Source organism: Streptomyces sp. NPDC046881, from assembly GCF_040645015.1.
Lineage (GTDB): Bacteria > Actinomycetota > Actinomycetes > Streptomycetales > Streptomycetaceae > Streptomyces.
This window is the reverse complement of sequence record NZ_JBEYXJ010000033.1, coordinates 43,343-67,944: the sequence shown is the minus strand read 5'-3', so window position 1 is coordinate 67,944 and position 24,602 is coordinate 43,343. Positions and strand designations below refer to the sequence as shown.

Annotated in this window: 24 protein-coding genes and 1 tRNA gene; 14 read left to right on the top strand and 11 right to left on the bottom strand. The window is 70.5% G+C overall.

All coding sequences use genetic code 11. From position 1 onward, the window contains the following. Nucleotides 1–17 precede the first annotated feature (17 nt). Nucleotides 18–791, top strand: a complete 774-nt coding sequence (locus ABZ923_RS18360; protein WP_361472422.1) for a sulfite exporter TauE/SafE family protein — start codon at nucleotides 18–20, stop codon at nucleotides 789–791. On the opposite strand, the gene ABZ923_RS18355 is transcribed toward ABZ923_RS18360, so the two are convergent. The 3 genes from ABZ923_RS18355 to ABZ923_RS18345 form a co-directional block, all read right to left on the bottom strand. Continuing rightward, nucleotides 780–1,559 (bottom strand): TIGR01458 family HAD-type hydrolase, encoded by a 780-nt coding sequence (locus ABZ923_RS18355; protein WP_361472445.1) that lies wholly within the window; start codon nucleotides 1,557–1,559, stop codon nucleotides 780–782. The genes ABZ923_RS18360 and ABZ923_RS18355 overlap by 12 nt on opposite strands. Before the next feature lie 322 nt (nucleotides 1,560–1,881). Further along, a complete protein-coding gene (gene cobF, locus ABZ923_RS18350; RefSeq protein WP_361472419.1) occupies nucleotides 1,882–2,670 on the bottom strand; it encodes a precorrin-6A synthase (deacetylating) in 789 nt (262 codons plus the stop codon). Nucleotides 2,671–2,739: 69 nt separating this feature from the next. Then, nucleotides 2,740–3,246, bottom strand: coding sequence for a DUF309 domain-containing protein (locus ABZ923_RS18345; protein WP_361472416.1), 507 nt, complete (start codon nucleotides 3,244–3,246; stop codon nucleotides 2,740–2,742). A gap of 105 nt (nucleotides 3,247–3,351) precedes the next feature. Between ABZ923_RS18345 and ABZ923_RS18340 the strand changes: the two genes are divergently transcribed. Then, a tRNA-Pro gene (locus tag ABZ923_RS18340) sits at nucleotides 3,352–3,425 on the top strand. 195 nt (nucleotides 3,426–3,620) lie between these two features. Here the strand turns inward: ABZ923_RS18340 and ABZ923_RS18335 are convergent. Continuing rightward, entirely contained in the window at nucleotides 3,621–4,451 is an 831-nt protein-coding gene (locus ABZ923_RS18335; RefSeq protein WP_361472413.1) for a helix-turn-helix transcriptional regulator, read from the bottom strand. 102 nt (nucleotides 4,452–4,553) lie between these two features. Here ABZ923_RS18335 and ABZ923_RS18330 point away from each other — a divergent pair, with 102 nt between their 5' ends. From ABZ923_RS18330 to ABZ923_RS18315, 4 genes are all read left to right on the top strand, one after another. Continuing rightward, nucleotides 4,554–5,399, top strand: a complete 846-nt coding sequence (locus ABZ923_RS18330) for an NAD(P)-dependent oxidoreductase (RefSeq protein ID WP_361472410.1) — start codon at nucleotides 4,554–4,556, stop codon at nucleotides 5,397–5,399. 37 nt (nucleotides 5,400–5,436) lie between these two features. Further along, entirely contained in the window at nucleotides 5,437–6,048 is a 612-nt protein-coding gene (locus ABZ923_RS18325; protein WP_361472407.1) for a nuclear transport factor 2 family protein, read from the top strand. Between the two features lie 14 nt (nucleotides 6,049–6,062). After that, nucleotides 6,063–6,842, top strand: a complete 780-nt coding sequence (locus ABZ923_RS18320) for an SDR family NAD(P)-dependent oxidoreductase (RefSeq protein WP_361472405.1) — start codon at nucleotides 6,063–6,065, stop codon at nucleotides 6,840–6,842. A 414-nt stretch (nucleotides 6,843–7,256) separates the two neighbouring features. Continuing rightward, nucleotides 7,257–7,901, top strand: a complete 645-nt coding sequence (locus ABZ923_RS18315) for a LysE family translocator (protein WP_361472402.1) — start codon at nucleotides 7,257–7,259, stop codon at nucleotides 7,899–7,901. A gap of 199 nt (nucleotides 7,902–8,100) precedes the next feature. Here the strand turns inward: ABZ923_RS18315 and ABZ923_RS18310 are convergent, their stop codons facing one another. After that, complete coding sequence (locus ABZ923_RS18310; RefSeq protein WP_361472399.1) at nucleotides 8,101–8,847, bottom strand: methyltransferase domain-containing protein; 747 nt, start codon at nucleotides 8,845–8,847, stop codon at nucleotides 8,101–8,103. Nucleotides 8,848–9,644: 797 nt separating this feature from the next. On the opposite strand from ABZ923_RS18310, the gene ABZ923_RS18305 reads away from it, so the two are divergent. Together ABZ923_RS18305 and ABZ923_RS18300 are read left to right on the top strand one after the other, a co-directional pair. After that, a complete protein-coding gene (locus ABZ923_RS18305; RefSeq protein ID WP_361472396.1) occupies nucleotides 9,645–10,259 on the top strand; it encodes a lasso peptide biosynthesis B2 protein in 615 nt (204 codons plus the stop codon). Between the two features lie 10 nt (nucleotides 10,260–10,269). After that, a complete protein-coding gene (locus ABZ923_RS18300; protein ID WP_361472393.1) occupies nucleotides 10,270–12,042 on the top strand; it encodes an asparagine synthase-related protein in 1,773 nt (590 codons plus the stop codon). Here the strand turns inward: ABZ923_RS18300 and ABZ923_RS18295 are convergent. The 3 genes from ABZ923_RS18295 to ABZ923_RS18285 form a co-directional block, all read right to left on the bottom strand. After that, entirely contained in the window at nucleotides 12,033–13,385 is a 1,353-nt protein-coding gene (locus ABZ923_RS18295) for a hypothetical protein (protein WP_361472390.1), read from the bottom strand. The two genes, ABZ923_RS18300 and ABZ923_RS18295, sit on opposite strands and share 10 nt — an antisense overlap. Nucleotides 13,386–13,405: 20 nt before the next feature. After that, nucleotides 13,406–13,579 carry a hypothetical protein gene (locus ABZ923_RS18290; protein ID WP_361472387.1) on the bottom strand — a complete coding sequence of 58 codons (174 nt, stop codon included), beginning with the start codon at nucleotides 13,577–13,579 and terminating at the stop codon, nucleotides 13,406–13,408. 269 nt (nucleotides 13,580–13,848) lie between these two features. After that, nucleotides 13,849–15,216 carry a cellulase family glycosylhydrolase gene (locus ABZ923_RS18285; RefSeq protein WP_361472384.1) on the bottom strand — a complete coding sequence of 456 codons (1,368 nt, stop codon included), beginning with the start codon at nucleotides 15,214–15,216 and terminating at the stop codon, nucleotides 13,849–13,851. A 97-nt stretch (nucleotides 15,217–15,313) separates the two neighbouring features. Here ABZ923_RS18285 and ABZ923_RS18280 point away from each other — a divergent pair, with 97 nt between their 5' ends. Next, entirely contained in the window at nucleotides 15,314–16,300 is a 987-nt protein-coding gene (locus ABZ923_RS18280; protein WP_361472381.1) for an aldo/keto reductase, read from the top strand. Nucleotides 16,301–16,482: 182 nt separating this feature from the next. On the opposite strand, the gene ABZ923_RS18275 is transcribed toward ABZ923_RS18280, so the two are convergent. From ABZ923_RS18275 to ABZ923_RS18265, 3 genes are read right to left on the bottom strand one after another with little or no spacing between them, the layout of a single operon-like run. Further along, the gene (locus tag ABZ923_RS18275) at nucleotides 16,483–17,370 is read right to left on the bottom strand and encodes a carbohydrate ABC transporter permease (protein ID WP_361472378.1); all 888 of its coding nucleotides are present in this window, start codon (nucleotides 17,368–17,370) and stop codon (nucleotides 16,483–16,485) included. Further along, nucleotides 17,367–18,347, bottom strand: coding sequence for a sugar ABC transporter permease (locus ABZ923_RS18270; RefSeq protein ID WP_361472375.1), 981 nt, complete (start codon nucleotides 18,345–18,347; stop codon nucleotides 17,367–17,369). The genes ABZ923_RS18275 and ABZ923_RS18270 overlap by 4 nt, the downstream gene beginning before the upstream one ends. Nucleotides 18,348–18,355: 8 nt before the next feature. Then, on the bottom strand, nucleotides 18,356–19,669 hold the full coding sequence (locus ABZ923_RS18265) for an extracellular solute-binding protein (protein ID WP_361472372.1): 1,314 nt from the start codon (nucleotides 19,667–19,669) through the stop codon (nucleotides 18,356–18,358). A gap of 557 nt (nucleotides 19,670–20,226) precedes the next feature. Here ABZ923_RS18265 and ABZ923_RS18260 point away from each other — a divergent pair. The 5 genes from ABZ923_RS18260 (at nucleotide 20,227) to ABZ923_RS18240 (ending at nucleotide 24,499) form a co-directional block, all read left to right on the top strand. Next, nucleotides 20,227–21,246 (top strand): sugar ABC transporter substrate-binding protein, encoded by a 1,020-nt coding sequence (locus tag ABZ923_RS18260; protein ID WP_361472369.1) that lies wholly within the window; start codon nucleotides 20,227–20,229, stop codon nucleotides 21,244–21,246. Beyond that, on the top strand, nucleotides 21,246–22,322 hold the full coding sequence (locus tag ABZ923_RS18255; RefSeq protein ID WP_361472366.1) for an ABC transporter permease: 1,077 nt from the start codon (nucleotides 21,246–21,248) through the stop codon (nucleotides 22,320–22,322). The genes ABZ923_RS18260 and ABZ923_RS18255 overlap by 1 nt, the downstream gene beginning before the upstream one ends. 4 nt (nucleotides 22,323–22,326) lie before the next feature. Then, nucleotides 22,327–23,232, top strand: a complete 906-nt coding sequence (locus tag ABZ923_RS18250; RefSeq protein WP_361472363.1) for an ATP-binding cassette domain-containing protein — start codon at nucleotides 22,327–22,329, stop codon at nucleotides 23,230–23,232. Nucleotides 23,233–23,234: 2 nt separating this feature from the next. Next, the gene (locus ABZ923_RS18245; RefSeq protein ID WP_361472360.1) at nucleotides 23,235–24,143 is read left to right on the top strand and encodes a sugar phosphate isomerase/epimerase; all 909 of its coding nucleotides are present in this window, start codon (nucleotides 23,235–23,237) and stop codon (nucleotides 24,141–24,143) included. 161 nt (nucleotides 24,144–24,304) lie between these two features. Then, nucleotides 24,305–24,499, top strand: a complete 195-nt coding sequence (locus ABZ923_RS18240; RefSeq protein WP_361472357.1) for a hypothetical protein — start codon at nucleotides 24,305–24,307, stop codon at nucleotides 24,497–24,499. The last annotated feature ends 103 nt before the right edge of the window (nucleotides 24,500–24,602 follow it).

Genomic DNA, 24,602 nt, shown 5'->3' with positions numbered 1-24,602 from the left:
ATAGCATCGGTTCCTCCATGAACACGATGACGCTCTGGCACCTGTCCGGCTGGGGGTTCGCGGCGCTGGCCTTCGCGGCCCTGCTCGTCGGCTTCTCCAAGACCGCGGTCAGCGGGGCCAACACGGTCAGCCTCGCGATCTTCGCCGCGGTGCTGCCCGCCCGCGCCTCGACCGGTGTGCTGCTGCCCGTGCTGATCGCCGGCGACGTGCTCGCCGTCCTCACCTACCGGCGGCACGCGCACTGGCCCACGCTGTGGCGGCTGTTCCCGGCCGTGGCCGTGGGCGTGGTGGCCGGCACGCTCTTCCTGGTGTGGGCCGACGACGGGATCGTACGGACCTCGATCGGTGCGATCCTGCTGCTGATGGCCGGGGTGACGCTGTGGCGCCGGCGGACCACCGAGGCTCCGGACGCGCCGGAGGCGGTCGCGACCCGGGCGGGCCGGGTGAAGGCCCGCTCGTACGGCGTGCTCGGCGGGTTCACGACGATGGTCGCCAACGCGGGCGGGCCGGTGATGGCGCTCTACCTGCTGTCCGCGGGGTTCCGGAAGCTCGGCTTCCTGGGCACCTCCGCGTTCTTCTTCCTCATCGTGAACGTCTCGAAGGTGCCGTTCAGCGCGGGCCTGGGGCTGATCGACGGGCACTCCCTGCTCCTCGACGCCGCGCTCGTGGTGTTCGTCGTGCCCGGCGCGTTGTTCGGCACATGGGCTGTGAACCGGATCAACCAGCGACTCTTCGAACAACTCGTGATCGCGGCGACGGTCGTGGGCGGCCTGCAACTGCTACTGCGCTAGCCCCAGCAGCTCCGGGACGTCCGCGAAGGAGTCCACGACGTGGTCCGGGGCGCCGCTTGCCCGCGCGTGCGTCTCCGGCTGGTACTTGCCCGTCCTCACCAGCACACCCGTGAGCCCGGCCCGCTGCGCGGCGAGCACGTCCGACTCGATGTCGTCGCCGACCATCAGCGCCTGCTCCGCGCCGACCCCCAGCCGGGCCAGCGCCGCCTCGAAGAACGCCCGGGACGGCTTGCCCGTGACCTCCGCCTCCACACGCGCCGCCTGTTCGAGACCGACCAGGAAGGCACCCGAGTCCAGCTGGAGCCCGGCGTCGGTGCGCCAGTACAGGTTGCGGTGCATGGCGACCAGCCGCGCGCCCCGCTGCAGCTCGCCGAAGGCCCGGTTCAGGGCCGCGTAGTCGAACCCGGGCCCGGCGCCGCCGACCACGACCACGTCGGCACCCTCCTCGACCAGCGTGACGTCCCCCAGGTCCGCGGCGATGTCCCCGCTGTTCAGCAGCGTGCAGCGGGCGCCCGGACAGTGCTCGGCGAGATGGGCGGCGGTGACGGCGGGCGCGGTCAGCACGTCCTGCGCGCCCACCTCGAACCCGGCCTCCGCCAGCGTCTCGGCGATCGACGCCCTGGTCCGGGACGTCGTGTTGGTCACCAGGGCCACGCCGAGCCCGGCCGCACGGAGCGCGCGCAACGCCGCCACCGCGCCGGGCAGCGGCTTCCAGGACACGGTGAGGACCCCGTCGATGTCGATCAGGACGGCACGCACGGACGCCATGGACTCCATGGACCGACGGTAGCGACCCGGGCGGCGGACGGGCGCGTACGACGGCGCCCGCTCACCCTTGTGCCCGCGCGGCTCTGGACTTGCCTGCGCCGCTCTGGACCTGCCCGCGGCGCTCTGGACCTGGCCGGTCGAGCCGGACCCCCGTCCGGTCGAGCCGGACCTGCCCGCGCCGCTCTGGACCTGCCCGGTCGAGCCGGACCCCCGCCCGGTGGAGTGGACCCGCCCGGTGGAGCCGGTCCCGCCCGGTGGACCCGGTGGAGCCGGACCCGCCCGGTGGAGCCGGTCCCGGCCGGTCGAGCCGGTCCCGGGCCGGTCAGTCCTGGGCCTCGCCGTTCCGCGCGGAGTGCCGGCGCAGCAGGTAGGTGTCCATGATCCAGCCCTTGCGCTCCCGGGCCTCCGCCCGCAGCCGCTCGATGCGCGGGCCGGCCTCCGCGATCGGACCGGAGACGAGGATCTCGTCCGGCGTGCCGATGTAGGCGCCCCAGTAGATGTCCATGTCCTCCTCGGCGTACCGGCGGAAGGCCTGGTGGGCGTCCAGCATCACCACCACGTCGTCCACCCCCTCCGGGAAGCCCTCGGACAGCCGCCGCCCGGTGGTGATCTGCACCGGCCGGGCGACCCGGTTCAGGCCCGTGCGGTGCCGGGCGACCAGCGCGGAGACACTGCTGATGCCGGGCACCACGTCGTGCGCGAACTCCACCGCGCCGCGTTCGCGCACCTCCTCCAGGATCGCCAGCGTGCTGTCGTACAGCGCCGGGTCCCCCCACACCAGGAAGGCGCCGGTGCCGTCCTCGTCCAGTTCCTCGGCGATCAGCCGCTCGTAGATCCCGGCGCGGGCGCTGCGCCAGTCCCCGACGGCCGGCGAGTAGGCCGCACCGCCCGCCTTCCGGTCCCGCTCCGGATCCCGGGCTTCCACCACCCGGTACGACCCCTCGGGCAGGTGCGCGTCCAGGATGTCCCGGCGGAGCTGGGTCAGGTCGCTCTTCACCTCGCCCTTGTCGAGCAGGAAGAACACGTCCGTGCTCCGCAGCGCCTTGACCGCCTGCAGGGTCAGCTGGTCGGGGTCGCCCGCGCCGATACCGATGACATGAATCTTTCGCACGCCCCGAGTCTGCCGCACGCCCCGGACACCACGCCCACCGCCTCGGCCTGCCCGACGCCCGCCCCCGGTTCAGGGGCCCAGGCGGGGTGCCTCGGCTCGTGGGTCCACGGGGGCCGAGCTGTGTTCGACCCGGTCGGCCAGTTCCCGCGCCCATCGGGTGAGGCCCGGCAGGTCCAGCCCGTACGGCCGGTCCTCGCCCCGCCCGGTCTCCCACTCCTCGACCGCGCCGGCGCCCCGTCGCAGCAGCCGCGCCCCGCCGACGGCGTTGCCGCGGGCCGCGTGGGTGAGGCCCACCGCCAGCTGGGCCAGCCCCCGCCACAGCGGGCGCTCGTCCCGCGGGCCCGACTTCCAGGCGTCCTCGAACACCTCGTGCGCGTGGAACGGCCGCCCCTCGGCCAGCAGCGCCTGCGCCTCGGCAACCGTCTCCTGCGGCGCCCGCACGATGCCCTCCGGCTGCCGCGGTACCCCTTCGGCGCCGTACGGCAGCGGGCGCCCCAGCCCGTCCCGCGGCCGCGCGTTCCGGGCCCGCCCCGCCACGTCCCGGTCCCTGGCATCCGATGCGCCGGTGTTCGTCATACCGCCGATTGTCCGCCGCCCCGCCCGGGTCTTCTTCGGCACACCCCCCGGTGTGGGGTAAAGTGCTGTCCGCACGATCACGCGGGGCACCGCGGGTGTGCGCAACGGGACGTGGCGCAGCTTGGTAGCGCACTTGACTGGGGGTCAAGGGGTCGCAGGTTCAAATCCTGTCGTCCCGACGGGAGCGAAGCTCCGTCGTCGCAGGTCGCAGGGCCCCACCTCACAACGTGAGGTGGGGCCCTTGATCATGTTTTGGGCGCCCGTGTCACGGATCTAGAGCGAGCGCCAGCAAGAAGAGCTCCGGTCGCTTGACGGGTGGTTGCGTCAGGAGCAGTTCGAGCACCAGCCGTGTCCCTCGGTTTGTAACTCGCTTCTTACCCGAGGAGCGACTGCGTCCCGATGACGTTCAGGAGCGCCAGCCGGTCGGCGTCCTCGGTGCCGGGCTGGGCGGAGTAGACCATGATCCGCAGGTCGCTGCCGGTGACGCCGAGGATGTCGCAGTCCAGGGTCAGCGCGCCGACGATGGGGTGGTCGACGGTCTTGCGGGCGGCCTGGTGCTCGGCGACCGCGCCCGACTCCCACAGCGTCTCGAAGTGGGCGCTGCGGCGGCGCAGTTCGGTGATGAGGGCCTTGAGGTTTGCGTCGTCGGGGTAGCGGGCGGCGGTGTGGCGCAGGTCGGCGACGAGGGAGGCCTGCAGGGCGCCCCTGGATTCGGGCGTCTCGCGCACGCGGCTGTCGGGGTTGAGGAAGTTGCGCCAGACGCCGTTGAGGTCGTCGCCCTGCCATTCGCCCATGAGAGCCGTGTAGAGGGGGTTGGCGAGCAGTTGGTTCCAGGCGGCGTCGAAGACGGCGACGGGTGTGCCGGCCAGGCGGTCCAACATGCGGTGGACGCCGGGGGTGATGTGCCGCGGGACCATGCCGGGCCCGGGCGGCGCGAGGCCGGCCAGGCGGAACAGGTGGGCGCGTTCGTCCTGGGTGAGCCGCAGGGCGCGGGCCAGGGCTTCGACGATCTGGGGTGAGGGGCTGGTGGCGCGTCCCTGTTCCAGCCGGATGATGTAGTCGGCGGAGATGCCGGCCAGCTGGGACAGTTCCTCGCGGCGCAGCCCGGCGGCACGCCGGCGACCCCCGCCGGGCAGGCCGACGGCCTGGGGCGGGACGTGATCGCGCCAGTGGCGCAGGGCCGCGCCGAGTTCTGTGGTCGCCATACGGTCGATTGTGGCAAATGAGTCGATGACCAGCCTGGTACTGCCATTCCCAGGAAAACCGGTCTACTGGCTGGTCACACGGTCCTCGCCGACCGTGGAGGCGTGACACGAGCACGATTCCCTGAACGACCCGTCGTGGGGTTCATCGGGCTGGGTGACCAGGGCCTGCCCATGGCCACCGCGATCTCCGAAGCCGGCTTGCCCCTGCACGCCCGGGCCCGGCGCCCCACCTCCCTGGACGGCCTCGCCGAGGTCCCCCACCAGCGGCACGACACGCTCAGTGAGCTGGCCGCCGCCTGCGACATCGTCTGCTTGTGCGTGGGCACCGACGACGACGTCCTGCAGCTTGCCGATCAGCTACTCGAAGACCTTCGTCCCGGCGCCATCGTGGTCAACCATGGCACCGGCCTGCCCGGCAACGCCGTCCGCCTGACCGAGCTGTGCGCTAAGGGCGGCGTCGAGGTGCTGGACGCGCCGGTCAGCGGCGGCCGCCCGGCCGCGCAGGAGCGCCGGCTGACCGTGATGGTCGGCGGCCCGCAGTCCGCGGCCGAACGCTGCACGCCGGTGTTCCGCTCGTTCTCCGGCCATGTGGTGCACCTCGGTGACGCCGGGGCGGGTCAGACGGCGAAGCTGTTCAACAACGCGCTGCTGATGATGAACCAGGCCGCGATCGCCGAGATCGTCGAACTGGCCACCCGGCTGGAGCTGGACCCCGCCCGGCTGGTAGAGGTCCTGAAGCTGGGCAGCGCCGCCAGCGCGGCCCTGTCCCTGCTGAACACCATGGTGCGGCCCGGCAACGTCGACCACCTCTCCGCCGTCGAAGCCCTCGACATGCAGCTGTTCGACCGGGCCATGCGCCAGGCCGGAATCGACTGCACCCCGGTCACCGAGCGCGGCCTGGCCGGCGCACACGGGCTCACGCAGCTCGTGCACCGCCTGAGTGCCTGAACCACGACCGCCTTCACTTCGCACAAGGAGGGCCCCCATGTCGGCCGATGACGTGACGCAGCTGGTGCTGCGCGAACGCCGGAGCCGGGACCGCGGCTGGTACACCGAGATGACGGCCTGCTTCGCCGACGACTCCATGGTCCAGATGAGCTGGTTCACCGGCAGCGGAGCCGAGTTCGTCCGCCAGACCCGCGCTATGGCCGGGCGCGGCGACTACGCCGTGCACCGGCTCGGTCCACCCGCCGTCCGCATCGACGGCGACGGGGCCCTGGCCGAACTGCCGCTGATCATCGAGTGGCGCATCGACGTCCACGGCACGGAGGCGGATCCGGCCTCCGCCTGCCGCTCGCAGTACCGAGCCCAGCGGGGCACCGATGGCCAGTGGCGCATCGCCCGGATCACCTGGATCTACGAGAAGGACACCCTCGTCCCCGTTCTGCCGGGTGCCCGGCTCACCGTCGACCCGGACGAGCCGGCCCGCTACAGGCCCTCCTACCGGTTCCTGGCCTGGTACCTGAACCGCAAGGGCTACACCGTCGGCGACCACCACCTCGGCGACGACCGGCCCGAGGCCGTCGCTGAGCAGTACCGCGCCGAACACGCCTGGCTCCGCCAGGACCCCACCCCGGCCGCTTCGGCCACCCTCTGAAAGGAAACACTCCCATGAGCAAGCTCGCCCTCGTCACCGGTGCCACCTCCGGCATCGGCAAGGCCTTCGCCGAACGCCTCGCCGCCGACGGCTACGACCTGATCATCGTCGGCCGCAACAAGGACCGCCTGGAGGAGTTCGCCACCGCCCACCCCGAGGTCACCGTCCGCACCGTCGCCGCGGACCTGTCCACCGACATCGGCGTCGACACCGTCGCCGGCATCTGCGCCACCGAGCCGCTGACCATGCTCGTCAACAACGCCGGAGTCGCCCACTACATGCCGCTGGCCCAGCTGCCCGCAGACAAGGCCCGCGAACTCGTCCACGTCAAGGTCGTCGCACCGACCATGCTCAGCCGCGCCGCCGTCGCCGGCATGCGGGAACGCGGCGAAGGGAAGATCATCAACGTGGCCGGGATGATCGCCTTCAGCGGTCCCGCCGACAAGTCCGTGATGCCCCGCCGCGCGGTGTACGCCGGCAGCCTGGCCCACCTCGTCGCCATGTCGCAGACTCTCAGCGCCGAGCTGGAGGACACCGGCGTCCAGGTCCAGGTGCTGTGCCCGGGAGTGGTCGCCACCGAGTTCCACACGCGCCAGGGCCTCGACATGAGCGTCGTGCCCCGCATGAGCGCCGAGGACGTCGTCACCGCCGGCCTGCGCGGCCTCGAACTCGGCGAGGTCGTCTGCGCCCCCGGCGTCGAGGACGCTGGCCTGCTCGACGCCGTCTTCCAGGCCCACCTCGCCGCGTTCGGCGGACAGAGCCCCGCTCTCGCCTCCCGCTACCGGGCCAACTGAACCAGGCCCCCGGCTACTCGAACACCTCCGCCACGGGCCGGATTACCGGCCCGGCCCGCAGGCCGAGACCCTGCGGCAGGTTCAGTTGCGCTGGCGTAGCGCCGAGGACGAAGGGCTGCCACCCTCCGTCGGTGCGGGGTGTGCTGGGAGGTGGCGGATGGCGTCGGTGCTGGGGGTGCTGGAGCGGCGTGAGCGGGTGGCGTTGGCTCGGGCGGAGGAGCTGAGCGAGGGCCGAGCTGGAACGGCTTCAAGCCGCTGTCGCGGAGGCGAACAGCGAGCGTGGATGGCCGAACGGCAAGGCCGTATCCTGCGGTGGGCGAAGCAGGCGCTGTAGATGCGCCGGTTGTCCGTTGCAGTGGGCGCATCCCCACTCCGGGGTACCAGGCACCCGACGAACTACCAGGAGGCTGACCGGTGATCACTCTGTCCGCAGTGGGAGGAGTGGCTCTGGTCGAACTGGGCATGGCCCTGACTCCGGGACCGAACATGATCCACCTCGCATCCCGCGCGATCACCCAAGGCCGCAGGGCGGGTCTGGTCAGCCTCAGTGGGACCGCCGTGGGCTTCCTGTGCTACCTGCTGGCCGCGGCTGCGGGCCTTTCCGCGCTGTTCACTGCCGTGCCGGTGGCCTACACAGTGGTCAAGCTTGCCGGGGCCGTCTACCTGGCCTACCTCGCCTGGGGCATGCTCAAGCCCGGCGGCCGTTCGCCCTTCGCCCCGGCCCAGGACCTGCCCCCGGTCTCCGACGCCCGACTGTTTTCGACGGGGCTGCTGACCAACCTGCTCAACCCTAAGATCGCTCTGCTGTACGCCGCCCTGCTTCCGCAGTTCCTGAACCCTCAGGCGGGTCCGGCCTGGAGGCAACTGCTCCAGCTCGGCGGTGTACAGATCATTGTGGGGATCACCGTGAACGCTGTGATCATGTTGGGTGCGGCACGGGTGTCCGGGTTTCTGGCCGCCCGGCCCCGCGTCATGACCGCCCAGCGGTTCACGGCAGGCGGCCTGCTCGGCATCTTCGCTCTGCGCACAGCACTGTCCCGCACCCCCGTCTCCACCTGAGCCACGCCTTCGTATCCGTAACGCGGCCAACGCCGCATCCCGGCCCGGCTCATGCAGTGTGAGGGCCATCCCCGCGATTCACATTGGTCGCCACATCGACGAACCACCCACGGACACGGGCCGCGTCCCAGCTGATTTCGAGGTGCGGTGCGCGGGTGAGCCCCGGCAGGTGGCGCCGGGGCTCATGTGGAGTGGTGTGTCAGCGGTCCATCAGGACGAACACGCCCCACCCGAGGTACTCGCGCTGGTACCTGGCGTGCTGGACGGGTGCCGCAGCGAGTTCCGCGCGCATCTCGTCGGCGAGCTCGTCGTCGGGGTTGGCATCCAGCCAGCGGCGGATGTTGAGCCACTGCGCTGCGGCGTACCGGTCCCAGCTGTCCTGGTCGGCGAGGACCATTTCGACGACGTCACAGCCCAGGGTGCGGAACTGTTCGAGCAGTTCCGGCAGCGGGAGCAGGTCGTCCCGGCGGGTCATGTGGCAGCCCTCGACGGTGGCCTGGTCCTGGGGCTCGCGGCGCCAGTACGGTTCGCCGATCAGCATCATGCCGCCGGGAAGGAGACTGCGCCGCAGGAGTTGGACGGTGCCCGTCACGCCTGCGCCGATCCAGGTGGCGCCGACGCAGGCGGCGATGCCCACCGGATCGTCGGCAACGTGGCCCGAGGCGTCCGCGTGCACGAAGCCGACCCGGTCGGCGACGCCCAGCTCCACGGCCCGTTCGCGTGCGGTGTCGAGGAAGACTGTGCTGATGTCCACCCCGGTGCCGGTCACGCCGTGGTCGCGGGCCCAGGTGCACAGCATCTCGCCCTTGCCGCAGGCGAGGTCGAGCACGCGGGTGCCCGGCGACGGGCTGATGGCCTGGCCCAGGATGGCCAGTTTCTCGCTGGTGAACGGGTTGCAGAGGCGATGGCTGCTCTCGCGGATGGTGAAGCTACGTGGCAGATCCACTACGGGGATTCCTTCGGTCCGGGGAGGTCACAACGGCTGGGTGAAGCGGCCGACGGGAGTGGGCCGCGACTGCCTGAACCGTCATCAAATGCACCTCTTCGAACGTGGGAAGGTCGGGGCCGGTCGAGGGTACGGGCGTCGAGATCGCCGTGTCCATCGCGTTTCCCGTCCCGCCGATACGCGCCTCATGCGATGCGGGCTGCCGGGCGTTCGGCGTGGTGTCCGCGTTCGAAGCGGGCTCCGGCGCGGAACTTCTCCACCAGTCTGCCCAACGCGTCCGTCGGAGACCTCGTCTTCCATCCCCACGCCGGGGTACTGCGTGCCGGGACCCGCAACCGCGGTGTGTGGTGGATACCGGTCGACGGGGGCCGGCCCAGCCCGTCTGCCGGACGCAGTCCACCGGTGACCTGCCGGCGGGCGCGACCCGATGGTGGTTCACACCCCCACCGGACCCGCCCCGGCACCGAGCGCCCTCTCGGCCGGCCCCGCACCCACGGCACCCCGCCATGCGCCCTGAGGACGGCTGCCGGTTGCGGCGGTGCCCCGACGTCCGGGACCGGCGCCGGTACGCCGGAGGACCTCGGTTGCGAGGTGTTCGGGGCCGAGTAGCCTGGAGTTGATCGGCGCCACCCGGCTCTGGAGGTAGGCGATGTTGATCCGATTTCTGCGGCTGCGTAGGCCGCGTGGGCTTGTTCTCCTCGGCGGCGGCCGGCTGATCCGGGGTTTCAGCGGCGGCAGCTACGACGGTCACGGATACCAGTCCTGACACCGTGCACCGGCGCATGGGAGGTGGTGCGGTGACACAGGACACCGACCCCCTGGTGGCCATGGAGCGGATCCTCTCCCCGCACTGCCGTGTCACCCGGCTGGCCGCAGGGGCGCTCATCGCCGACTGGCGGCGGACGCGCTTCCTCGGCATGACGGCCGCGGACGTCCGCAAGCTCGCCGGCCAGGACTCCGCGGAACGCGCGGAACTCGTCACCGGACTCGTCCGGGCCGGCTGCGCCACGGCCCGCCGCAAGGCGTACACGGACGCCGAGGTCGGCCTCTGGCTGCGCGGCGCGCACCTGCTGATCCGGACGCTGGGCTTCGGCCGTGTCCTGCGGCTCCTGCCCTTGGCCGCCCCGGCCTACGCGCGGGCGGACATCCCCTCCCCGGCGGACGTCGCACGGCTGAAGCGAGCGGTCGAGGCACACAGCCGGAGCAGCTGGCTCGTCAACGACGACTGCAAGACGGAGGCCGTCACGGCGTTCGTCCTGTTGCGGCGGTGCGGTCTCAAGGCCGTCCTCCATGTCGGTGTGCGCGAGCACCCGTTCGCCCTGCACGCCTGGACGTCCTCGGCCGGCCTGTGCATCCCCGACGCCGATCCGCGAGGGCACTCCTTCACACCGGTTCTCTCGATCGCCGGTTGAGGGCGTCTCCGTGGAAGCGCTCCGAGTCGAGTTCGACGGGGACACACCCCGGCTCCGGACGGCCGAGTCCATGGTCCGGCGCGGCCTCGTGACGACGGTGTCCTCACCGGCCGGCACCGCGGCGGTCGTCGGCTGGGCCGGCTCCGTCCGCGACCGCCTGACCGGCGCCAGCGCCCTCCTCGACGCCTTCGCCCGACCGGGCCCCGAACCACCCCTGCCCGCAGGCGACTTCGCGGCGGTCCTCGTGTACCAGGACCGCGTCCTGCTGATACGGGACCGACAGGCGCGCATCCCCTTGTTCTACCGGGAGTCCGGTGGCCGGGTGAGCGCGGTGAGCACCTCGGCGCGCGCCCTGGGCAGCGCCACGGAACTCGAACCCCGCTACTTCTGCCGGTACCTGACCGGCAACATGGCACAACCGCACACGGAGCTGAGCCCGTTCGCCGGGGTGCGCCGGGTGCTGGGCGGCGAGGTGGTGGAGCTCTCGGCCACCGGGCGGATGCGTCGTCGGGTGCCGGGACGCACCCGGGACACCGACGCCCCGCCGGGACCGGCGGCGGACGGAACCGGCCCCGGGCAGGACCTGCGCCGGGCACTGGAGCACGCGGTCGGGCGCCGCCTCGGCCGGACGGTCGCCTGCCATGTCTCCGGCGGCACCGACTCCACCAGCGTCGCGCTGCTCGCCGCCCGCCTGCTCGCCGCGGAACCGGGCGGCACCGGCGACCTGGTGCTGCTCGCCGGGCGCTTCGACCGGGGAGAGCTGGCCGGCGAGCGGCCGTACCTCGACGAGGCGGTGGAGGCGGTCCGCCGGCAGGCACCCGGCGCCCGCCCGGTGATCGTCGACGCCGACGACGTGGCCGACTTCGACGATTTCCTGCACCACGCCGGGGACGCCGACGAGCCCCACGCCCACGCCTTCCGCGCCCCCTTCTGGAACAGGCTGCACTCCGCCGCGGCGGAGCTGGGCTGCGACACCCTCCTGACCGGCTGCGGAGCCGATCCGATCGTGGACGCCAACCCGTTCCACCTGCACGCGCTGGCCCGGTCCGGACGGTTCCGGGAGATGACACGTCAGGCGCGGGTCCGGGCCGCGGCGAGCGGGCGGGGAGTACGGGACGTCGTCCGCACGCACGTCGTGCAGCCGGCGCTGCCGCTGGCCGCCGAACGGGTCACCAGACTCGTCCACCACGGCACGGTTCTCGGGGGCCTCGGCCACTTCACCCGTCCGCCCTGGCTGCGCCGCGGGTTCGCGCGGGCGCACGGCTACCGGGCGGCCGGCGCCGCGGAGAGCCGCTTCGTGTTCGGGCGCACGCCGGAACAGTCGCTGTACGACGCGGCCAACTACCTCGCCGCGCCCGACCCGCTGTCCTTGCGCTGCGCACAGCAGAACGGCTTCTTCCTCTCGCATCCGTTCCTCGACCCGGAGGTCGTCGCCACGATGCGCCGCCTCCCCGGCGACGCCGCGTTCCGTCCGGGCCGTCCGAAGGCGCTCCTGCGCGAGGCCATGGCCGATCTCCTGCCGCCCCGGATACGCGACCGGACCGCGAAGATCCCCTTCAACGAGCCGTACGCCCACGGCCTGCGGACCCACGGCGACGAACTCATCGACCTGTGCCGCTCCGCACGGCATCCGCTCACGGCGGAGATGTTCGACATCGACGTCCTCTGCCAGGCGGTGCGGGAGGCTCGGCTGGGCCTGGGGGACTCGCACTCCTGGGACCGTGTGAACGGCTCGCTCGCGCTGGTGGTGTGGCTGGAGGGACTGCGTACCGGTCAGCGCTGAGTCTTGACGTCCCACAGGGTCGTCGCGACCGGGCCCGTGTCCACCTGGCGTACTCCGTACCGGTCTCCCACCACTTCCCCGGACTCGTCCTTGGCGCCCGGCGCGTTGATCGTTTCGAAGACGTTGACGCCATGCTGACCGAACTGCCAGTACACGGTGATGTACCGGGGCTTCCTCGTTCTTGCGTCGATCGCGTTGTTCTCCCTGATCCGGCTCTTGTAGGCGAGGGTGCTGAAGTCCTTCTGGTCCATTACCCACCCTGCCACCCGGGGCTTCTTCTCCCAGGAGCTCCCGCTGGGCTTGAGGCGGTCCACGGAAGAGAGGTCCTTGCGCGTGAGGTGCACGCTGGCGTAGAACGTCAGCTGGTCGTACTTCGTTTTCTTGGGTAGTTGTACGACCACTCGGGCTGAGAACGTGTCCTTGGCGTAGATCCAGTGCCCGTAGGGCATCCATGGCTGCGCCGATACCAACTGGCCCCGCTGGTGCATCTCCCTGCGGGAGACCGGGTTGTACGCCCTGAAGTCCTTCCAGCTCTCCGCGTCAGCCCGCCAGTCCTGAATGGTCCTGTCCTTCCGGCTCATCCGCACCTGCTCCGCCATGGCGTGGAATTCGGTGCCCAGAACATAGAAAGCCGCATCACCGCGGTTCTCGATATGGATGTCCACCGGTACGGAGAACGACTTGCCGCCCCGGTTCTGCATGGATTTCCCCACGTCCAGTCTGATGACGGGGAGGGTTTCCCGCTGGGACGGCTGGTAGAGGTTCTGGTAGCCGAAGTTGGCCACCGCGATGACCGTCGTGACGACCAGCGTGGCGGCCACCCGCTTGGGCGCGGGGATCTCGTCCAACGTGCGGAACACTGTGAAGGCGGCCCAGGCCGAACCCACCGTGAGGAGACCGAACACCACCTTGTAGTACCAGTAATCGCCGTTCTTCAGGATCTCGGCCCACACGAACAGGTTGGTCAGCGTGGCCGCGAACGAGCCGATCAGCGCGATCACGCCGGAGTAGTCGTACTTGTCCGACAGCCAGTGGTCCGCGGCCGCGATGGCGCCCAGCAGCGTGGTGAAGGCCACCGCGACGAGTACGGCACCGGTGAGGCGGCCGGTGAACGTCAGCGCCCCCACGAAATCCTCGTAGCCGAACCATCCCAACATCACTGTCGTCGCGAGCAGGACCAGCGCGATCAAGACCAGGGAGATCGGCGACGGTTCGGGTTTCGCGTTCGCCAGCGTCCGGTGCGCACGCTGGCGCGAGCTGGAGGATGAGTTGTTGTGGATCTTCACATGAGTACCCGGTGCTGGCGCCACGGGCCCGAACCGGCCTGTGTCGATGTTTTTCACGGGTACCTCCTTGCGGCCGGTCAGGGCCCGGGCAGGAGGACGGTGTCCGTGAACACCGTCCGTTCCTTGATCTCGTCAGGTGTGCACGTGTGCAGGAACGCGCCCTCGCGGGGCTCGTCGTTGGGGATGAACTCGACCTCGCGGACCCGCACCCGGAGGGCCCCGGCGCCCGGTGGCGCCATGTCCTTCGTCATCTCCGATTGAATGCTTGCCCGTTAGTTGTCACGTGTTCAATCGAGAGGGGTGCGCGCCGCGGTCTCGCTCACTCACACGCTAGTCACCGCGAGGGCGTGCTGCACCCCGAGGATCCGAGCTGCGCGGGCCCGCGCGCGGGAGCAGGATGGACAGGGGGCAACAGCGAGTCCGGCGTCTGCCCCTGAGGACGACGACCACGGAATCGGGCAGCCGCCGCGACCACACCCTGAACGGCAGACGGGTCGTCACCGACACTCCGCCGGCCCGGTCAGCCGCGGGTCGCGGTGACGGTCACCTCTCCTCCGGGGGCGGCCAGTATCCGGGCCCGGCCCGCCGGGCCGGGCACGACGCGCGCGTCGCCGGCGGCCGTGACGCGCCAGGCGCCCGGCGGCAGGGACAGGGTGGTCGTCCGGGGACCGTGCGGGGCCGCGCGGTAGGTCAGCCGGTAGACGCCCGCCCCGGGGTCGTACCCGGCGAAGCGGACCGTGCCTGCCACGGCCTCCGCGTACGGCTCGGCGGTCAGCTCCTTGTTGGCGCGGAAGGCACCGGTGCCGTCCACCGCGCAGTACCCGCCGCCGTAGCACCACACATAGCCCGCCCAGCCCGAGCTGTAGCGGCCCAGCGAGGCCATCGCGTCCCGGTAGAAACGGTTCATGCGCGGCAGGGAGCTGTCCGGCGGACCCCACTCGCCGACCACCACCGGCACCCGGTACCGCCTCGGGTACGCGGTGACGGCCCGCTCGTACGCCTCCATCCAGCCGGCCCCGGGGTCGTAGTCGGCGCCCGACTCCATGGCCGCGTTGTAGAAGTGCGGCGCGTACACGACCCGGGGATCGTGGACGCGGCCGAGACCGGTCGGCACTCCCTCGCCCACGATCGGCGTCGGTTCCACGAACAGCCAGGCGTCCCGGTCGGCCGAACGGACGGCCTCGGCGAGGCGGTTGTACAGGGGCGTCAGCTGCTCGCGTTCGATGCGGCGCGCGGCCGTCGCGAGGTCCTCCCCGGGGCGCTGCTCGCCCATCGGTTCGTTGATCAGGTCGTAGCCGAGCACCGCCGGGTGGTGGGCGAAGCGGGCGGCGAGGGTGCGCCACATCGCGGCCTGGGCGCGCCGGAGGTCCTCGTCCCGGTAGAGATGGGTGAAGGCGCGCTGCACGGCGGGTTCGAAGTACTCGGCGAACCAGTCGTCCGGGTGCGCGGTGAACGGCAGCCCGTCGGTCCGGGTCGCCCACTCGGGCATGCCGCGATGGCCGAAGGCGGGTCCGAAGACGTCCTGGTGGGCGTCGATGACGACCTTCACGTCATGGCGCCGGGCCCAGTCCAGGATGCGTTCGATCTTCCGCAGGTAACCGCGGCTGTACCGCCCCGGTTCGGGCTCCAGGTCGTCCCAGAAGACCAGCAGCCGGGCGAAGTCGAAACCCCGGGCGCGCAGGTCGCGCAGATGGCGTTCGGTCACGGCGGTCAGGGCCTCCTCGCCCCGGTGCACCTTGTCCTCGATGTTCCAGCCGCGCAGGGTGAGCACCCGCCCCTGCCGGTCGGTGAGCCGGGGGACGTCCTGCCCGGTCTCGTCGGCGCGGGTGGCGGCAGGGGTCAGGAGGGCGGTGAGGACCGCGCCCGCCGTCAGCATCGCTCGCAGCACAGGAGACCTCCGGGAAGCCGGGGTGAAGTTCCTTGACTTCGCGTGCACTTCAAGCTGAACACTCCCGTGCTACCAGTCATGCACGAGGAGGACCAGCATGAAGTACCGCACCATCGGCACCGATCCGGCCACCCGCCGGGAGGTGAGCGTGCTCGCGCTCGGCGCGATGCTGTTCGGGTCGCGCACCGACGAGAAGACCTCCTTCGCCGTCCTCGACCGCTATGTCGAGGCCGGCGGGACCTTCGTCGACACCTCCGACAACTACGCCTTCTGGGAGGACGGTGGCCAGGGCGGGCAGAGCGAGCGACTGCTCGGGCAGTGGCGGCGCAGCCGGGGCGTCGGCGACGAGATCGTCATCGCCACCAAGCTCGGCGCCCGGCCCCTCGCCCCCGGCACCGGCTACACCGACAACGCCGAGGGACTGTCCGCCGAGGTCATCCGGGAGTCCGCCGAACGCAGCCGGGAACTGCTCGGCGTGGACCGGCTGGACCTGCTCTACGCGCACATAGAGGACCCCGCCGTCCCGCTCGCGGAGACCGTCGAGGGCTTCGCCGCGCTCGTCGCCGAGGGCACCGTCGGCCTGCTCGGCGTCAGCAACCACGCCGTGTGGCGGGTGGAGCGGGCCCGCGCCCTCGCGGCGGCGGCGGGACTGCCGGGGTACGAGGTGCTCCAGTACCAGCACAGCCATCTGCGCCCCCGGACGGACGTGCCGAGCGAGTTGTTCCCGGACGGCAGCCTCGGCGGCGCGGACGCCCAGCTCCTGAGCTATCTGCGGGCGGAGCCGGAGTTGACCCTGGTCGCCTACTCGCCGCTGCTCACCGGCGCCTACACCCGCGCCGACAAGCCGCTGCCCCGGGACTACGACCACCCCGGCACCCCGGCCCGGCTCGAGGTGCTCCGCGAGGTGGCGCGGGAGACCGGGGCGAGCGTCAACCAGGTCGTGCTCGCCTGGCAGATGGGAGGTGAGCTGCCCGTGATCCCGCTCGTCGGCGCCTCCTCGGTGGCCCAGCTCGACGAGAGCCTCGCCGCCGTCGACCTGGACCTCACCGTGGAGCAGCGCGCCCGGCTGGACGCGGCTCACTGAGCCGCCCCCCCCCGCACGACGGCGCGGCTCACCGACCGCGCGGCTCCCGCACCACCGCCACGTCAGCGGGCGCCACGGCGACCGACCCGGGCGTGTCCTTGCCGGTGCGCAGCTCCGTGGCGTCCTGCGCGACCGGCACCCACGCCCCCTGGCCCTCGGGGTTGTAGTCACCGCCGTACGCCTCAGCCCTTGTTGGACCCCAGAGTCAGGCCGCTGACGAACTGGCGCTGGAGCACGAAGTACACGACGAGGGTGGGGATCGCGGTCAGCAGGGAGCCGGCGGCGATCAGGTTGGGGTCGGTGAAGTACTGCCCGGAGAGGTTGTTCAGCGCCGAGGTGATCGGCATGTTCTCGCCGGTGGAGATCAGCACCAGCGCCCAGAAGAAGTCGTTGTAGATCCAGATGGACAGCAGGGTCGCCAGGGCGGCCATCGCCGGCTTGCACAGCGGCAGCGTGATCTGCCAGTACAGCCGCCACACCGAGGCGCCGTCGACCAGCGCGGCCTCGGTCAGCTCGTGCGGCAGCGAGCGCATGTAGTTGCTCAGCACGAAGGCGCAGAACCCGGACTGGAACGCCACGTGGATCAGGACGAGGCCCAGCGCGGAGTCGTACAGCTTGCCGCTCGCGGTGATGCCCGGCAGATCCGTGAGCAGGTAGAGCCGGTACAGCGGGGTGATGACGACCTGCTGCGGCAGCAGGTTGCCGGCCGTGAACACCAGCAGCAGCGCGAGGTTGACCCGGAAGTCGAACCGGCTGACGTAGAACGCGACGCAGGAGGACAGGAACAGCGTCAGCAGCACCGCCGGCACCGCGATGAGCAGCGTGGTGCCGAAGTAGTGCGTCATGTCCGACTGCTCGAAGGCGTTCGTGAAGTTGTCCAGGCTCAGCTTGTCCGGCCAGGACACATAGCCCTTGGCGCTGGTCTCGCCGTAGGGGCGCAGCGCCGAGAAGACCGCCCACAGCAGCGGGGCGAGCCAGGCCAGCGCGGTGCCCGCGAGGAAGACGTGCAGCAGGACGCGGGCGGGGCGGACCGGGGCGCGCCGCTTCAGCGGGAGAGTGGTGCCGCTCATGCGCGCCGCTCCTTCCGGAAGGTGGCGATCAGGTAGGGGATGATGACGGCGAGGGAGATCACCAGCAGGACGACGGCGATGGCGGAGCCGTACCCGATGCGGCTGGACTCGCCGATGATGTTGTTGGTGACCAGGATCGACAGCAACTCGGTGCCCTGGGAGCCCTTGTTGAAGACGAAGACCAGGTCGAAGGCGCGCAGTGCCTCGATGATGGTGACGACGAGGACGACCGTGTTGGTCGGGCGCAGGGTCGGGAAGACGACGTGCCTGAACGTCTGCCACTCGCCCGCGCCGTCCAGTGCGGAGGCCTCCCTGAGCGACGGGTCGACGCTCTTCAGGCCGGCCAGGTACAGGATCATCATGTAGCCGGTGTGCCGCCAGGACGCGGCGATCAGGACGGCCCACAGGTTGAGGTGCGGGTCGCCGATCCAGTCGATGTAGTGGCCGGGCTTGTTGGCGCCGACGACGCTGTTGATCAGGCCCGTGTCCGGGTTGTAGACCAGCTGCCAGACGAACCCGATGCAGGCCATGGAGATGACGACCGGCAGGAAGAACGCGGTCTGGTAGACCCGGGTGAAGCGGATCTTCTTGTCCAGCTGTACGGCGAGGAACAGGCCGAACGGCGTCGGGATCAGGATCAGTACGAGGAACCAGATCACGTTGTGCTGGACGGCCGGCCAGAACTGCGGGTTGTCGGTGAACAGTTGCCGGAAGTTGTCCAGGCCGACCCACGTGATGGAGTCGAACCCGATGCCGTCCCAGGTGGTGAAGGCGAGGAGGATCGAGGCGAGGGCGGTGACCCAGACGAGGATCACGTGCAGGACGGTCGGCACGCCCGCCATCAGGGCGAGTGTGAACCGGTCACGGCGGGTCAGCAGGCGCCGGTGGCCCCGCACGACCCGCTTCTTCCCGGGCGCGGTCCGCGGAGCCGGCACCGCGGCCGGCTCCGGGGTCTTCGTCGTCGTGTCGGTGGTCATCGGGCCGCTCACGAGGAAGCGAAGATCGTCTTCTTCTGGCGTTCGACGGACGCCAGCAGGCTGTCCACGCCCTTGGGGTTCTGCAGGAACTTCTGCAGGCCGGGCTGCATCACCGTGGAGGTGAAGTCGGGCCGGGAGTCGCGGTCCATGAACTGGGTGAGGCTCTTGGCGCCGGAGATCATCTCGAAGGCCTTCTTCTGCAGCGCCGAGTACGACGAGGTGGAGGCCTTGTCGGAGGCGGCCACCACGCTCGGGTCGCTCGTCAGGTAGATCTCCTCGGCCTGCGGGGTGCCGAGGAACTCCAGCAGCTTCACCACACCGGCGTGGTTCTTCGGCGACCTGGAGACCATGAAGCCGTCCGTGGGCGCCTCGACGGTGTCCTGGCCGTACGCTGAGTCGATCTCCGGGAAGGGGAAGAAGTCGAGGTCGTCCAGGTCGGCCTTGTCGGTGAACTGCTGTGCCACGAAGGAGCCCAGGAGGTACATGCCGGCCTTCTTCGCCACCAGCGTCTGCGCGGCGTCCTGCCAGGTACGGCCCATGAAGCCGTCCTGGTGGTAGGGGAGCAGCTCGGCCCAGTGGTCGAAGACGGCCTTGACCTTGGCGTCGGTCCAGGAGGCCTTCCCGGCCATCAGCCGGACGTGGAAGTCGTAGCCGTTGAGGCGGAAGTTGATCTGGTCGAAGGTGCCCATCGCCGGCCAGGCGTCCTTGTCGCCGAAGGCGATCGGGACCAGGCCGTCCTTCTTCATCTGCTTGCACAGGGCGACCAACTGGTCCCAGGTGGCGGGGACTTCGTAACCGTGCTGCCGGAAGACGCTTCTGCGGTAGAAGACCGCCCAGGGATACGTGGTCAGCGGCACGAAGTAGTACTTGCCGTCCGCGCCCTTGCTGAGCTTCTTCATCGCCTCGGGGAAATTGCCCCCGATCTTCTCCCACACGTCGTCGATGGGGCTGGCCAGGCCCTTCGCCGCGAAGAACTGCATGCGGTACCCGGCGAACCAGTTGAACACGTCGTCCGGGGTGCCCTGCAGATACGAGTTGATCTGCTCCTGGAAGGTGTTGTGGTCCTTGGTGTTCACATCGACCTTGAGGCCGGACTGCTGGGTGAAGGCCGTGTAGATGTCACCGTAGGCCTTCTTCGGCACGGCGTCGGACTGGTTGGAGCCGACGGTGACGGTCTTCGGGTCCGAGCCGGAGCCGCTGCCCCCGCAGGCGGACAGCAGGGGTATGCCGGCTCCGGCGAGCAGGGCGGCACCGCCCGCTCCGCGGAGCAGGGAACGACGGCTGGGACCGGGCAGGGACAGACCGGAGGGGGAGAGGCGCATGGCGGCTCCTGAGGAATACAGGGTTCGGCCAAGGAGGTGAGTTGATCACCGAAAGGTCTTCGAAACCGCTCAGAAACCAACTCGACCGAACATCGTGGGCGTAATGACAGCCCCATGTCCGCTCATGCGTCAATAGCTCCGGTCGCAACGAGGGGTCTCTTGCCCGAAACGTAATCGTCACCGTCACCTGGGCCGTTGGCGGCGGACGGGCCGAGCGGCCCGCGCGGCCGGGGCGGTCGAGGGGGGATGTGGGAAAGAGGTGGTTCCGCCCCAGGCGGGGTGGGTGGTTCCGCTTCGGGTTCTGACCAGCGGGCCGTCTCACCTGGCTGGACTGGTCGGTGGTGCGGCGGTGCCGTTCGCTGCGGGGTGCGGTGTACTGGGCTCGTGCTCCTCGGGTCCCGTGCCGGGGGGTGTCCCTAGTTTGTACTTACATTCGGACCTGCTTGTGAAATGATGTCTTAACAAAGTATTGACAGCGGGCTCGGCAGAGGCTTGTATCCCGTCCCAACGCAATCGCGTCCCTTGCCCCGTCGCACGCACAGTGAGGTGCAGGAAAGATGGACCGCTCTTCTCGCCCCCGCTCCCGCAGACTGGCCCCCGTCGTGGCCATGGCCGCTGCGGCAGCCCTCACCCTCGCCGGCTGTTCCAGCAGTTCCGGCGGCAAGAAGGCCGAGGAGGAAGCGGCGAACGCCTCCGCGGGCAAGGCCGACACCCCCCGCATGACCGTCGCGCTGGTCACCCACCAGGCGCCCGGCGACACCTTCTGGGACACCGTCCGCAAGGGCGCCGAGGCCGCGGCGGCCAAGGACAACATCAAGCTCGTCTACTCCGCCGACCCCAACGCGGGCAACCAGGCCAACTACGTGCAGAACGCGATCGACCAGAAGGTCGACGGCATCGCGGTCACCCTGGCCAAGCCCGACGCGATGAAGGGCGTGATCGGCAAGGCGACGCAGGCCGGCATACCGGTGGTCGGCCTCAACTCCGGACTGAGCGACTGGAAGAAGCTCGGCCTGCTGGAGTTCTTCGGCCAGGACGAGAGCGTGGCGGGCGAGGCGTTCGGCAAGAAGCTGAACACCACCGGCGCCAAGAAGATCGTCTGCGTGATCCAGGAACAGGGCAACGTGGGCCTCACCCAGCGCTGCGACGGCGTGAAGAAGACGTTCCAGGGGACCACTGAGACCCTGTACGTGAACGGCACCGACATGCCGTCCGTCAAGTCGACCATCACGGCCAAGCTGAAGCAGGACAAGTCCGTCGACACCGTCGTCACCCTCGGCGCCCCCTTCGCGCTGACCGCGGTGCAGTCGCTGGGCGACGCCGGCAGCAAGGCCAAGGTGGCCACCTTCGACCTCAACAAGGAACTGGTCAAGGCGGTGCAGAACGGCACCATCGAGTTCGCCGTCGACCAGCAGCCGTACCTCCAGGGCTACCTGGCGGTCGACTCGCTGTGGCTCTACAAGAACAACGGCAACTACAGCGGCGGCGGTGAGCAGCCGGTGCTCACCGGCCCGGCCTTCGTCGACAAGTCCAACGTCGACAGGGTCGCCGAGTTCGCCGCGAAGGGCACCCGGTGATGAGCATGACCCAGCAGGCTGAGCCGGCGGTCGGCGGGCCGCCGGCGTCCGGCCCGAAGCAGAGAGACGGCCGCACCGCCCGGCGCCCGCTGGCCCTCAGGCTGCTGGCCCGGCCCGAGGTGGGCGTCTTCCTCGGCGCCGTCGCCGTCCTGGTCTTCTTCCTGATCACGGCGCCGCCGGTGCGCGACGGCAGCTCGATGGCGAACATCCTGTACCAGTCCTCGACCATCGGCATCATGGCCCTCCCGGTGGCCCTGCTGATGATCGGCGGCGAGTTCGACCTCTCCTCCGGCGTCGCCGTGATCTCCTCGGCGCTCACCGCGAGCATGCTCAGCTACCAGCTGACCGTGAACGTGTGGACCGGCGTGATCGTCGCCCTGATCGTGTCGCTCGGGATCGGCGCCTTCAACGGCTGGATGGTGGTGAAGACCGGGCTGCCCAGCTTCCTGGTCACCCTCGGCACCTTCCTGATCCTCCAGGGCGCCAACCTCGCCGTGACCAAGCTGGTCACCGGCAACGTCGCCACCGACGACATCAGCGACATGGACGGCTTCGGCCAGGCCAGGAAGATCTTCGCCTCCACCTTCGACGTGGCCGGGGTCCAGGTGAAGATCACCGTCATCTGGTGGCTGGTCTTCGCGGCCCTCGCCACCTGGGTGCTGCTGCGCACCAAGTACGGCAACTGGATCTTCGCCGTCGGCGGCAACAAGGAGAGCGCCCGCGCGGTCGGCGTCCCGGTGAGGTTCACCAAGATCACCCTGTTCATGCTGGTCGGCTTCGGCGCCTGGTTCGTCGGCATGCACAACCTGTTCTCGTTCAACACCGTGCAGTCCGGCGAGGGCGTCGGCCAGGAGCTGATCTACATCGCCGCGGCCGTCATCGGCGGCTGCCTGCTCACCGGCGGCTACGGCTCCGCGATCGGCCCGGTCTTCGGCGCGTTCATGTTCGGCATGGTGCAGCAGGGCATCGTCTACGCCGGCTGGAACCCCGACTGGTTCAAGGCCTTCCTCGGCGTGATGCTGCTCGGCGCCGTCCTGATCAATCTGTGGGTCCAGCGCACGGCGACCCGGAGGTGAAGCGATGACCGACCAGACCACCCACGGCACCGTCGTCCAGGACACGCCCCCCTCCGCCGACGGCCTCCTCGTCGAACTGCGCGGCGCGGGCAAGTCCTACGGCAACATCCGCGCCCTGCACGGCGTCGACCTGTTGGTCCACGCCGGCCAGGTCACCTGCGTGCTCGGCGACAACGGCGCCGGCAAGTCCACCCTCATCAAGATCATCTCCGGGCTGCACCAGCACACCGAGGGCGAGTTCCTCGTGGACGGGCAGCCGGTGCGCTTCTCCACCCCGCGCGAGGCGCTGGACCGGGGCATCGCCACCGTCTACCAGGACCTGGCCACCGTCCCGCTGATGCCGGTGTGGCGGAACTTCTTCCTCGGCTCCGAGATGACCAAGGGACCCTGGCCGCTGCGCCGGCTCGACATCCCCCGCATGAAGGAGACCGCCGACCGGGAGCTGCGCAACATGGGCATCGTCCTGGACGACCTGGAACAGCCCATCGGCACCCTCTCCGGCGGCCAGCGCCAGTGCGTGGCCATCGCCCGCGCCGTCTACTTCGGCGCCCGCGTCCTCATCCTGGACGAGCCGACGGCCGCCCTCGGCGTCAAGCAGTCCGGCGTGGTGCTGAAGTACATCGCCGCCGCCCGCGACCGCGGCCTCGGCGTCATCTTCATCACCCACAACCCCCACCACGCCTACATGGTCGGCGACCACTTCAGCGTGCTGCGCCTCGGCACCCTCGAACTGAGCGCCGAACGCAGCGAGATCGGCCTCGAAGAGCTGACCAACCACATGGCCGGCGGCGCCGAACTCGCCGCGCTCAAGCACGAGCTGGCCCAGGTGCGCGGCGTCGACGTGGAGGAACTGCCCGAGGAGGGCGACCTGAGCGCACCCGTGGCCACCTCCCCGGAAGGAAACCCCTGATCATGGCGCACCCCACTCCGCTCGACCGCATCCGGATCGGCTCGGCTCCGGACTCCTGGGGCGTCTGGTTCCCCGACGACCCGCAGCAGGTGCCCTGGGAACGCTTCCTCGACGAGGTCGCCGAGGCCGGCTACGACTGGATCGAACTCGGCCCCTACGGCTACCTGCCCACCGACCCGGCACGGCTCACCGACGAGGTGGCCCGGCGGAACCTGAAGGTCTCGGCGGGTACGGTCTTCACCGGCCTGCACCGCGGCCCCGCCGTCTGGGAGCAGACCTGGGCGCACGTCAGCCAGGTCGCCGCGCTCACCCAGGCGGTGGGCGCCCGGCACCTGGTGGTCATCCCCTCCTTCTGGCGGGACGACAAGACCGCCGAGATCCTGGAGCCGCCGGAGCTGACCGCCGAGCAGTGGGCGCACCTGACGAAGGGCATGGAGCGGCTCGGCCACGAGGTCAAGGAGACCTACGGCCTGGACATCGTGGTGCACCCGCACGCCGACACCCACATCGACACCGAGGAGCACGTCGAGCGCTTCCTGGACTCGACCGACTCCGAACTGGTCGACCTGTGCCTGGACACCGGGCACTACGCCTACTGCGGCGGGGACAGCGTCAAGCTGATCGAGACCTACGGCGAGCGCATCGGGTACCTGCACCTCAAGCAGGTCGACCCGGACATCCTCGCCGAGGTCGTCGCGGGCGGGGTGCCGTTCGGGCCGGCGGTGCGGCGCGGGGTGATGTGCGAACCGCCGTCCGGGGTCCCGGAGCTGGGGCCGGTGCTGGAGGCGGCGCAGAAACTGGGCGTGGAGCTGTTCGCGATCGTCGAGCAGGACATGTACCCGTGCGAGCCGGACAAGCCACTGCCGATCGCGGTGCGCACCCGCCGCTTCCTGCGGTCCTGCGGGGCCTGAGGGGCCGGGTCGTCCTGCCGGACCGGGCCGCGGTGTCGACGACCGCGGCCCGGTTCCTTCGCTGTCCCGAGGGATTCGGTCGGAGGGCGGCCGGGAACCAACGGGGGCACGCGGTCGTTTCGACTGACAACGGGGAACGCCCGCGCGGACGGGAGGACGAGATGACACACCGTACGGAAGCCCGCACCACGCCCCGGGACCCGGCCGACGCCGCGGTCCTGCGCCGCGACCGCTTCGGCTCGCTGCCCGAGCGGATACGTCCCGAGGACACGGTGGAGACCAGGCCGGCGACCGCGCCGGACCCGGCGCGGGACACCTACAACCCCGACGAGTGGCTGATCCGGTACTGCGGCTGACGCGGAACGGACGGGGGGGGGCGGGGGGGCCCCCCCGCGGCCCCCCCCACGCCGCGGCTTTCAGCTCCTAGTCACGCCTTCGGGGCCACCTTGCTCAGCCCGT

Bases quoted from the DNA above. Each gene is read 5' to 3' on its own strand.
- ABZ923_RS18240 (WP_361472357.1), top strand. From the start codon at position 24,305: ATGACACACCGTACGGAAGCCCGCACCACGCCCCGGGACCCGGCCGAC.
- ABZ923_RS18360 (WP_361472422.1), top strand. From the start codon at position 18: ATGAACACGATGACGCTCTGGCACCTGTCCGGCTGGGGGTTCGCGGCG.
- ABZ923_RS18260 (WP_361472369.1), top strand. From the start codon at position 20,227: ATGGACCGCTCTTCTCGCCCCCGCTCCCGCAGACTGGCCCCCGTCGTG.
- ABZ923_RS18280 (WP_361472381.1), top strand. From the start codon at position 15,314: ATGAAGTACCGCACCATCGGCACCGATCCGGCCACCCGCCGGGAGGTG.
- ABZ923_RS18245 (WP_361472360.1), top strand. From the start codon at position 23,235: ATGGCGCACCCCACTCCGCTCGACCGCATCCGGATCGGCTCGGCTCCG.
- ABZ923_RS18265 (WP_361472372.1), bottom strand. From the start codon at position 19,669: ATGCGCCTCTCCCCCTCCGGTCTGTCCCTGCCCGGTCCCAGCCGTCGT.
- ABZ923_RS18355 (WP_361472445.1), bottom strand. From the start codon at position 1,559: ATGGCGTCCGTGCGTGCCGTCCTGATCGACATCGACGGGGTCCTCACC.
- ABZ923_RS18255 (WP_361472366.1), top strand. From the start codon at position 21,246: ATGAGCATGACCCAGCAGGCTGAGCCGGCGGTCGGCGGGCCGCCGGCG.
- ABZ923_RS18270 (WP_361472375.1), bottom strand. From the start codon at position 18,347: ATGACCACCGACACGACGACGAAGACCCCGGAGCCGGCCGCGGTGCCG.
- ABZ923_RS18345 (WP_361472416.1), bottom strand. From the start codon at position 3,246: ATGACGAACACCGGCGCATCGGATGCCAGGGACCGGGACGTGGCGGGG.
- ABZ923_RS18325 (WP_361472407.1), top strand. From the start codon at position 5,437: ATGTCGGCCGATGACGTGACGCAGCTGGTGCTGCGCGAACGCCGGAGC.
- ABZ923_RS18250 (WP_361472363.1), top strand. From the start codon at position 22,327: ATGACCGACCAGACCACCCACGGCACCGTCGTCCAGGACACGCCCCCC.
- ABZ923_RS18290 (WP_361472387.1), bottom strand. From the start codon at position 13,579: ATGACGAAGGACATGGCGCCACCGGGCGCCGGGGCCCTCCGGGTGCGG.
- ABZ923_RS18275 (WP_361472378.1), bottom strand. From the start codon at position 17,370: ATGAGCGGCACCACTCTCCCGCTGAAGCGGCGCGCCCCGGTCCGCCCC.
- ABZ923_RS18320 (WP_361472405.1), top strand. From the start codon at position 6,063: ATGAGCAAGCTCGCCCTCGTCACCGGTGCCACCTCCGGCATCGGCAAG.
- ABZ923_RS18335 (WP_361472413.1), bottom strand. From the start codon at position 4,451: ATGGCGACCACAGAACTCGGCGCGGCCCTGCGCCACTGGCGCGATCAC.